At 66.1% G+C, this 8381-nt stretch carries 7 protein-coding genes; 2 read left to right on the top strand and 5 right to left on the bottom strand.

Annotated features, from left to right (window positions below):
- Window positions 1-42 precede the first annotated feature (42 nt).
- Window positions 43-2553: an ATP-dependent Clp protease ATP-binding subunit gene (locus V6M39_RS11045; RefSeq protein ID WP_332643871.1), complete on the top strand. Its 2511-nt coding sequence runs from the start codon at window positions 43-45 to the stop codon at window positions 2551-2553.
- 48 nt (window positions 2554-2601) lie between these two features.
- Here V6M39_RS11045 and V6M39_RS11040 read toward each other — a convergent pair whose 3' ends face one another.
- Complete coding sequence (locus V6M39_RS11040; protein ID WP_332643870.1) at window positions 2602-3474, bottom strand: A/G-specific adenine glycosylase; 873 nt, start codon at window positions 3472-3474, stop codon at window positions 2602-2604.
- 46 nt (window positions 3475-3520) lie between these two features.
- Between V6M39_RS11040 and V6M39_RS11035 the strand changes: the two genes are divergently transcribed.
- Window positions 3521-4201 (top strand): hypothetical protein, encoded by a 681-nt coding sequence (locus V6M39_RS11035; protein ID WP_332643869.1) that lies wholly within the window; start codon window positions 3521-3523, stop codon window positions 4199-4201.
- A 129-nt stretch (window positions 4202-4330) separates the two neighbouring features.
- Here the strand turns inward: V6M39_RS11035 and disA are convergent, their stop codons facing one another.
- The 4 genes from disA to V6M39_RS11015 form a co-directional block, all read right to left on the bottom strand.
- Window positions 4331-5431, bottom strand: coding sequence for a DNA integrity scanning diadenylate cyclase DisA (gene disA / locus V6M39_RS11030; protein ID WP_332643868.1), 1101 nt, complete (start codon window positions 5429-5431; stop codon window positions 4331-4333).
- Window positions 5432-5477: 46 nt separating this feature from the next.
- Window positions 5478-6854, bottom strand: coding sequence for a DNA repair protein RadA (gene radA, locus V6M39_RS11025; RefSeq protein WP_332643867.1), 1377 nt, complete (start codon window positions 6852-6854; stop codon window positions 5478-5480).
- A gap of 27 nt (window positions 6855-6881) precedes the next feature.
- Window positions 6882-7520 (bottom strand): VOC family protein, encoded by a 639-nt coding sequence (locus V6M39_RS11020; RefSeq protein ID WP_332643866.1) that lies wholly within the window; start codon window positions 7518-7520, stop codon window positions 6882-6884.
- An 80-nt stretch (window positions 7521-7600) separates the two neighbouring features.
- The gene (locus V6M39_RS11015) at window positions 7601-8338 is read right to left on the bottom strand and encodes a hypothetical protein (RefSeq protein ID WP_332643865.1); all 738 of its coding nucleotides are present in this window, start codon (window positions 8336-8338) and stop codon (window positions 7601-7603) included.
- Window positions 8339-8381: the final 43 nt, after the last annotated feature.

The raw sequence follows: 8381 nt of genomic DNA, 5'->3' as shown, positions 1-8381 counted from the left end.
CCGACTAAACTGAACTGATAGTCCAGCAGAGGGGGACGCCCAATGTTCGAAAGATTTACTGACCGTGCTCGTCGCGTGGTCGTGCTTGCCCAAGAAGAGGCACGCATGCTCAGCCACAACTACATCGGCACGGAGCACATCCTCCTCGGCCTGATCCATGAGGGTGAAGGCGTTGCCGCCAAGGCGCTCGAGAGCCTCGACATCTCGCTGGAAGCCGTACGCGGCCAGGTCGAAGACATCATCGGCCAGGGCCAGCAGGCCCCGAGTGGACACATCCCCTTCACTCCGCGCGCCAAGAAGGTCCTCGAGCTCAGCCTCCGCGAGGCACTGCAGCTCGGACACAACTACATCGGCACGGAGCACATCCTGCTCGGTCTCATCCGTGAGGGTGAGGGCGTTGCGGCGCAGGTTCTGGTCAAGCTCGGCGCTGACCTCAACCGCGTACGCCAGCAGGTCATCCAGCTCGTCAGCGGATTCCAGGGCAAGGAAGCCGAGCAGGTCGGCGGCCAGGCCGAGAGCGCGCCCAGCACCTCTGCCGTGCTCGACCAGTTCGGTCGCAACCTGACGCAGGCTGCCCGCGAAGGCAAGCTCGACCCGGTCATCGGTCGCGATGACGAGGCCGAGCGCGTCATGCAGACGCTGTCGCGCCGTACCAAGAACAACCCCGTCCTGGTCGGTGAGCCCGGCGTCGGCAAGACCGCAGTCGTCGAGAGCCTTGCCCAGGACATCGTCCGTGGCGACGTGCCCGAGACGCTGCGCGACAAGCAGATCTACACGCTCGACCTCGGTGCCCTAGTTGCCGGCTCGCGCTACCGCGGTGACTTCGAAGAGCGCCTCAAGAAGGTCCTCAAGGAGATTCGCACGCGCGGCGACATCATCCTGTTCATCGACGAGATCCACACGCTCGTCGGAGCCGGTGCCGCCGAAGGCGCGATTGACGCTGCCAGCATCCTCAAGCCGATGCTGGCTCGTGGTGAGCTGCAGACGATCGGTGCGACGACGCTCGACGAATACCGCAAGCACTTCGAGAAGGACGCTGCGCTCAACCGCCGCTTCCAGCCGATCCTGGTCGAGGAGCCGTCGGTGCTCGACACCGTCGAGATCCTCAAGGGTCTGCGCGATCGCTACGAGGCACACCACCGCGTCTCCATCACGGACGAGGCGCTCGTTGCCGCGGCCACGATGGGTGACCGCTACGTCTCCGACCGCTTCCTCCCGGACAAGGCGATCGACCTGATCGACGAAGCCGGTGCGCGCCTGCGCATCCGCCGCATGGCGACGCCCCCGGAGCTCCGCGAGTTCGACGACAAGATCACCGACGTACGCCGCCGCAAGGAAGGCGCCATCGACGCACAGGACTTCGAGGCTGCCGCTTCGCTGCGCGACGAGGAGAAGAAGCTCATCACTGCCAAGGGCGAGCGCGAGAAGCAGTGGAAGTCCGGTGACCTCGACACAGTTGCGGTCGTCGACGAGCACCTGATCGCCGAAGTCCTCGCCAAGGCAACGGGCATCCCGGTCGGCCAGCTCAGCGAAGCTGAGTCCAGCCGCCTGCTCAACATGGAGGAAGAGCTCCACAAGCGGGTCATCGGCCAGGAAGAAGCCATCAAGGCGCTCTCGCGGGCGATCCGTCGCACGCGCGCCGGCCTCAAGGACCCCAAGCGTCCCGGCGGATCGTTCATATTCGCCGGACCCTCGGGCGTCGGCAAGACGTGGCTGTCCAAGGCGCTCGCCAACTTCCTGTTCGGCGACGAGGACTCACTCATCCAGCTCGACATGTCGGAGTACAGCGAGAAGCACACCGTCTCGCGTCTCTTCGGCTCACCTCCCGGCTACGTCGGCTACGAAGAGGGTGGCCAGCTGACCGAGAAGGTCCGCCGCAAGCCGTTCTCCGTGGTGCTGTTCGACGAGATCGAGAAGGCTCACCCCGACATCTTCAACTCGCTGTTGCAGATCCTCGAGGAGGGTCACCTCACCGACGGTCAGGGCCGTGTCATCAACTTCAAGAACACGGTCGTCATCATGACCACCAACCTCGGTGCTCGTGAGATCTCCAAGGGCGTCAACCTCGGCTTCAGCCAGGCCGGCGACACGGCGGGTTCCTACAACAAGATGAAGGAACGCGTCTCCATCGAGCTCAAGCAGCACTTCCGTCCTGAGTTCCTCAACCGAGTTGACGAGATCATCGTCTTCCCGCCGTTGACCCAGGAAGAGATTCTCCAGATGGTCGACATGATGATCGACTCGCTGGAGAAGCGCATGGCCGAGAAGGACATGAGCATCGAGCTCACGACCGAGGCCAAGGTTCTGCTCTCGACGCGAGGCTTCGACCCCGTGCTCGGAGCGCGACCGCTGCGTCGCACCGTGCAGCGCGAGATCGAGGACGTCATGGCCGAGAAGCTCCTCTACGGCGACCTGCGCGCAGGTCAGCTCGTGCTCGTCGGCGTCGAGGGCGAAGGCGCAGAAGCCGTCTTCACCTTCGAAGGTCGCGCCAAGGCTGAGCTTGAGCTCACCGAGGTCACGACGCCCCCGGCAGTCGAGGCCGCAGCCGAATAGGTTCAACCGCTTCGCGACAAGCCCCCGCACTTCGGTGCGGGGGTTTCGTCATTCCGGCAGACGATAGAGTTCGTCCTCCAGTGGTTCGACGAGCCCGTCTGCGACGAGCCCGTCGAGGGCACGTTCGCGCTGCAGCTCGTCGGGCCAGACCAGGTCGAGCTGGATCCTGGGCACAGGCAGAGGTGAATCGCGCAAAACTGCCATGAGTCGACCTCGGCACTGACGGTCGGTTCCGGCCCATGCTTGGCCTCTGCGGGGTGGTCCGTCGTACGCCGGATAGCCATCCATGCGCCAGCGGCAAAGATCGGCGACGGGACATTCGGAGCAGACTGGCGCTCGTGCTGTGCAGACCAGCGCGCCAAGCTCCATCGTGGCGGCCGCCCAGCGATGGGCGTCGCGCTCCGGCATGAGTGAAGCCGCCAGTTCACGCTCGGCCGACGTCAGGGACTGGGCTGGGAACTGCTCGCCGGAGGCGACTCGGGCAAACACCCGCCGAACGTTGGTGTCGAGTACGGCGTGCCGCTGCCCGTACGCAAATGAGGCGATGGCTGCGGCGGTGTACTCGCCAACCCCCGGCAGAGCGAGAAGTGCTTCGTGCGACTCGGGCACTCTGCCCGCGTGTTGTTCGACGATCGCCGTTGCTGCGGCGTGGAGGCGGAGGGCGCGACGCGGGTAGCCGAGCCGACCCCACGCGCGTACGGCTTCTCCCGTCGACGCCTTGGCGAGTTCGGCAGGAGTTGGCCAGCGCTCGACCCATGCTTCATACACCGGCAGGACTCGCGAGACAGGCGTCTGCTGGAGCATGAACTCCGAGACCACGACGGCCCACGGTGACGCATTTCGGCGCCAGGGGAGGTCGCGACCGGCGTCATCGAACCAGCTGACGATCCTGTCGTGCAGCTCGGCGGTGTTGGCGTTCATGGCGAGTCGATCCTTGCATGGCGTGCCCGCGCATTAGCCTCGGACTGTGAGCCAAAAGCGGTTGCCTGCGGAGATCTACTGGCGCCGTCGACTCCTCTTTCTGGCACTCGTCATTGCTCTGATCTGGCTCGGTACGAAGGCCTTCGGCGGCGGTGACGATCCCAAGGCCAAGCCGAAGCCGACCCCAACGGCGACGGCGTCGGCCACGCCCGAGCCGGCGCCGACCGAAGGTGCTCTCTCGGTCAAGCTGACGAGTGCGACCCGTGGGTGCGACCCGGAGAAGATCCGCGTGACGCCCACGGTGAAGCCCGGTCAGCTGACCAAGGAGCCGGTCGACATCGGTCTGGTCGTCAGCTCGACCGAGAAGGCTGCCTGCACACTGACACCCGATGTCGCGGACCTGCTCGTCGTGATCAGCGCCAACAAGGTCGCTGTGTGGGACTCGACGGTGTGCAAGACATCGCTGCTCACGAACCCGGTCGCCATCTCACCCGGCTGGGCAACGCTGGCCGAGGCGAGCTGGTCGGGTCGCGGCTCGGGGAGCAAGTGCTCGACTAAGGAAGGCTTCGCGACACCGGGCACCTACACGATCCAGGCGGGCACCCTCGGCGGTGAGCCTGGCAAGACGACGTTCACGCTCAACCCGCAACCCAAGCCGAAGCCGACCGAAACTGAGCCGAACGACAAACCATCGGCCAAAAACACAACCAAGCCTGCCGACGAATAGTGCTTGAGGTTCGTGCTGGGTAACGCCTCGACTACCGGAACTCTGGAGATCGAGTCGTTGGGCGACGGATGGCCCGCCTCATCCGATGCCCTTCGGAGCGTTGGGCTCCGGGCAGACGAGGTGGGTGGGTCAGACGTAGCGTTCGAGGATGCTGGACTCGGCGAGGCGGGAGAGGCCCTCGCGTACGCCGCGGGCGCGCAGGTCGCCGACGCCCTCGACGATCTGCAGGTCTTCCATGCTCGCGGCGAGCAGCTTCTGCAACGAGCCGAAGTGCTCGATCAGGCCGTCGACGACTGTCGAGGGTAGGCGGGGGATCCGGGCCAACAGTCGGTAGCCCCTTGGTGAAACCGGGCTGTCGAGAGTGTCGACAGAGCCGATCCGAAGCGCCTGAGCCACGGTACCGAGATCGACGAGGTCTGGCGACGGAATGTCGGCAAGGGCGGCAAGGACGGCTTCGGTCGAACGCGCGCGCCGACCGGTCGGCATGTAGTCGCGGATGATCAGCTCACGTTCGGCGTCAACGCCACCAATGAGCTCTTCGAGCTGCAAGGCAAGCAGGCGTCCGTCGGTGCCAAGCTCGAGAACATACGTGTCGATCTCGCCGGCGATACGGCTGACCATCTCGAGACGTTGGGCCACAGCCGCGACATCACGGACCGTGACGAGGTCCTCGATCTCCAGCGCCGACAATGCGTCGGACACCTCGTCAAGGCGATTGCGGTAGCGCTCGAGGGTCTGGAGTGCCTGGTTGGCGCGGCCGAGCACCGCGGCGGTCTCCTCGAGCACGCGGCGGAGATCGTCCTGATAGAGCGCGATGATGTGCATCGATGCGGAAACCGAGATCACCGGGACGCTGGTCTGTCGAGCCACCCGGTCGGCGGTGCGGTGACGGGTGCCGGACTCCTCGGTGAAGATCGACGGGTCGGGCATCAGGTGCACGCCGGCCATCAGGATCCGGCTCGCATCCTTGTCGAGGATGATCGCGCCGTCCATCTTCGCGAGCTCGCGTAGGCCGGTGGCGGTGAAGGGGACGTCGAGGCGGAACCCACCAGTCGAGATCGCTTCGATCTGCCGATCGTGACCAACCACGATCAATGCGCCGGTGCGGCCACGGAGGATGCGCTCGAGGCCCTCGCGCAACACGGTTCCGGGCGCGACAGAAGCCAGCGTCGCACGAAGCCGTGCTGCTGAGTCGGGCTTTTCCACGCCACGATCTGCGGGAGTAGCCATCTGGCTCTTCACCCCCTCACCTGAGTCGGTCACAGTCTAGGCGACCTCAGTAGGGGGGAGGCGAATCGAGGCAAGCCACGGCTTCGGCGATGGTCTTGACCGCGCTGATGGCCATGGAGCCCCTGAAGTCCTCGATGCCCTCGGACCCTGCGGGCACAACCGCTCGTGAGAACCCGATGCGCTCGGCCTCTCGCAGACGGACCTTGAGGTTGCTGACCTTGCGCACCTCACCCGCAAGACCCACTTCGCCGAAGGCCACCAGGTCAGCCGGGGCCGCCTTGCCGGTGTAGGCCGAAGCGGTCGCGATTGCGACGGCGAGATCGACCGACGGATCGGTGAGCTTCGCGCCACCGACGGTAGCGGTGTAGACGTCGTGCTTGGAGAGGTCGACGCGGCAGTGCTTGGTCAGCACGGCGAGGATCATCGCCACCCGGGACGAGTCGAGTCCGCTCGACGTACGGCGAGGGGACGGGTTGGGCGTCTCGACACTCAGCGCCTGCACCTCCGCGAGCAGCGGTCGGCGGCCCTCCATCGTCACGGTTACGCAGGTGCCGGGCACTGGCGTCTCGTGGCGGGAGAGGAAGAGACCGGTCGGATCGGGCACTTCGATGATGCCGTCATCGACCAGATCAAAGCAGCCGATCTCGTCGACCGGGCCGAAGCGGTTCTTGACGGCTCGCAGCAGGCGGAGACGGGAGCTGCGGTCGCCCTCGAACTGGAGCACGACATCGACGAGGTGCTCGAGGACACGTGGCCCGGCCACTGATCCGTCCTTGGTGACGTGTCCGACGAGAAGGGTCGCGATGTTCTCGGACTTGGCGCGCTGGATCACCGCGGACGCCACTTCGCGTACCTGCGTGACACCTCCCGGCACTCCATCGACGTCGGCCGAGCCGATCGTCTGCACCGAGTCGACGATCAAAAGTCCGGGCTTGACCGTCTCGACGTGGGTCAGCAGGCCGCCGAGGTCGGTCTCGGCGGCGAGGTAGAGGAGATCATGGACAGCACCCGTACGCTCGGCCCGGAGCCGAACCTGCGCAGCCGACTCCTCGCCCGACACGTAGAGGGTCCGCCGGCCGGCGCGAGCCCAGCGGGCGGCAACTTCGAGCAGCAGTGTCGACTTGCCGACGCCGGGCTCGCCTGCGAGCAGGAGCACGGCACCTGGAACGACTCCGCCACCGAGCACGCGGTCGAGCTCGCCGATCCCCGACGTCTCAGATCGTGCTGACTCGATCGTGACCTGGCTGATCGGGATGGCTGGCGACGCGACCGGCGCTGCTTGGGTGCGACCCGTACGTGCGGGGGCGGCGATGTCGACGGTGCCCCACGCCTGGCACTCGCCGCAACGACCAACCCACTTGCCGGTGGTCCAGCCGCAGTCGGCGCAACGGTAGCCGGGCCGGGCAGTCTTGGTGGTCGCCATGGCGGTCAGCCTAGGCGGGGGGTCGGACTAAATGCGGACGTCGCCGTGAGGAGTCGAGAACGTCGCGGCCATGATGCCTGGAAGGCCGTGCGGGGCGGTCCAGTTGACCTCGATCTCCTCGAGCGCGTCGATCACGGGCTCACCGAGCCAGTCCGACAGGCGCTGGGGCGAGCCAGCGATGTCGAGAGACGTCAGGCTGATCTCGGAGCCCGCCATCTGCGACGGGTGTTCGGCAGGGTCGATGTCCCAGCACGTCACGTACGGGAGCTGGGGATCGGCGCGCATGCTGCTGGTGCCGATCTGACGCCATTCGAGGTTGAATCCGTCGGGACGTCGCCGGTTGCCGGGTACGGCGTGGCGGCCGATGCGGTGCTCGACCTCAGTCATGTCGTCGACCGAGACGCACCATGCCATCCAGCCGCCGCCGGCGTCGGAACGCTCGCGGACGGCCTGTCCGAAGGCAGCCTTGTCGGAGGCGGGGTGGTCGAGTACCTCGACAACTTCGAGGTATTGGCGGTTCTTGAGCGGCAGGATCATGTTGCGCGTGCCGAACCGTGGGTGCGCGCCACCGTCAAGGAATGTGGCACCGAGCAGCTTGCCGAGCGAAGCCGTCGTGCCTGCGAGGCCGTCAGCGCCGACGGCGAAGGAGACGTGATCGAGGTGCATACGGCATTGTTGCCTGACAGGGGACAGCGCCGATTCGGGGGGTTACCAAACTGCGGGTGGATGCCGTGGTGTAGTGCAGATCACAGGCTGGCGCGGTGCGGGTTCGGAGCGCCTGCTGCCTCATGTGCCTCGCACTGGTTGACCAGCTCGGTATAGCCGGCCTCGCCCATCAGCTCAGTCAGCTCGTCGCGGTTGGAGACATACACCGGCTCCATGCCGACGTGCGCCTCGGTGTTGGACGAGCAGTACCAGTCGAGGTCGGCGCCGCCTGGGCCCCAGCCCGCGCGGGTGTATTCGCCGATCTGGACTTCGGTGTAGGTCGAGCCGTCCCCACGATCGACGTCGCGGAACTGGCGGCGCAGCGGCAGCTGCCAGCAGACGTCAGGCTTGGTGGTGTGCGGCTTGACGCCCTCGTCGAGTGCGTAGCCGTGCAACGCGCAGCCATAGCCGCCCTCGAACTCGCGGGAGTTGTGGAAGATGCACGCGCCTTCGTATGCGCGGGTCTTGAGCTCGCCCTCGTCGTCCTTCTCGGTCCAGCCGCGTGCGTGACCCTCGGTGTGGTTCTCCCACTGCGCCGGAGTCAGCTTCTCCATGATCACCTCGACGCGCTTGGCGTCGTCATCGTCGGCGAAGTGTGCGCCGAGGGTGCAGCAGCCCGCGTCTGGGCTGGTCTCGTAGATGCCGGGGCAGCCGGAGCCGAAGATGCAGGTCCAGCGCGACGTCAGCCAGGTGAGATCACAGCGGAACACCTCCGTCTCGTCGGACGGATTGGTGAACTCGACATACGTACGGGGAAACCCGAGCTCGACTTCTGGCACCACGCCAGCCTAGTGCCGCCGGTCAAGACACTCTGCAGTGAGA

This window comes from Aeromicrobium sp., assembly GCF_036675695.1.
Classification (GTDB): domain Bacteria; phylum Actinomycetota; class Actinomycetes; order Propionibacteriales; family Nocardioidaceae; genus Aeromicrobium.
This window is presented reverse-complemented; position numbering and strand designations above follow the sequence as displayed.

Excerpts from the sequence above, each read along its gene's own strand:
- V6M39_RS11045 (WP_332643871.1), top strand. The coding sequence starts at position 43 with ATGTTCGAAAGATTTACTGACCGTGCTCGTCGCGTGGTCGTGCTTGCC.
- V6M39_RS11040 (WP_332643870.1), bottom strand. The coding sequence starts at position 3,474 with ATGAACGCCAACACCGCCGAGCTGCACGACAGGATCGTCAGCTGGTTC.
- disA (WP_332643868.1), bottom strand. The coding sequence starts at position 5,431 with ATGGCTACTCCCGCAGATCGTGGCGTGGAAAAGCCCGACTCAGCAGCA.
- radA (WP_332643867.1), bottom strand. The coding sequence starts at position 6,854 with ATGGCGACCACCAAGACTGCCCGGCCCGGCTACCGTTGCGCCGACTGC.
- V6M39_RS11020 (WP_332643866.1), bottom strand. The coding sequence starts at position 7,520 with ATGCACCTCGATCACGTCTCCTTCGCCGTCGGCGCTGACGGCCTCGCA.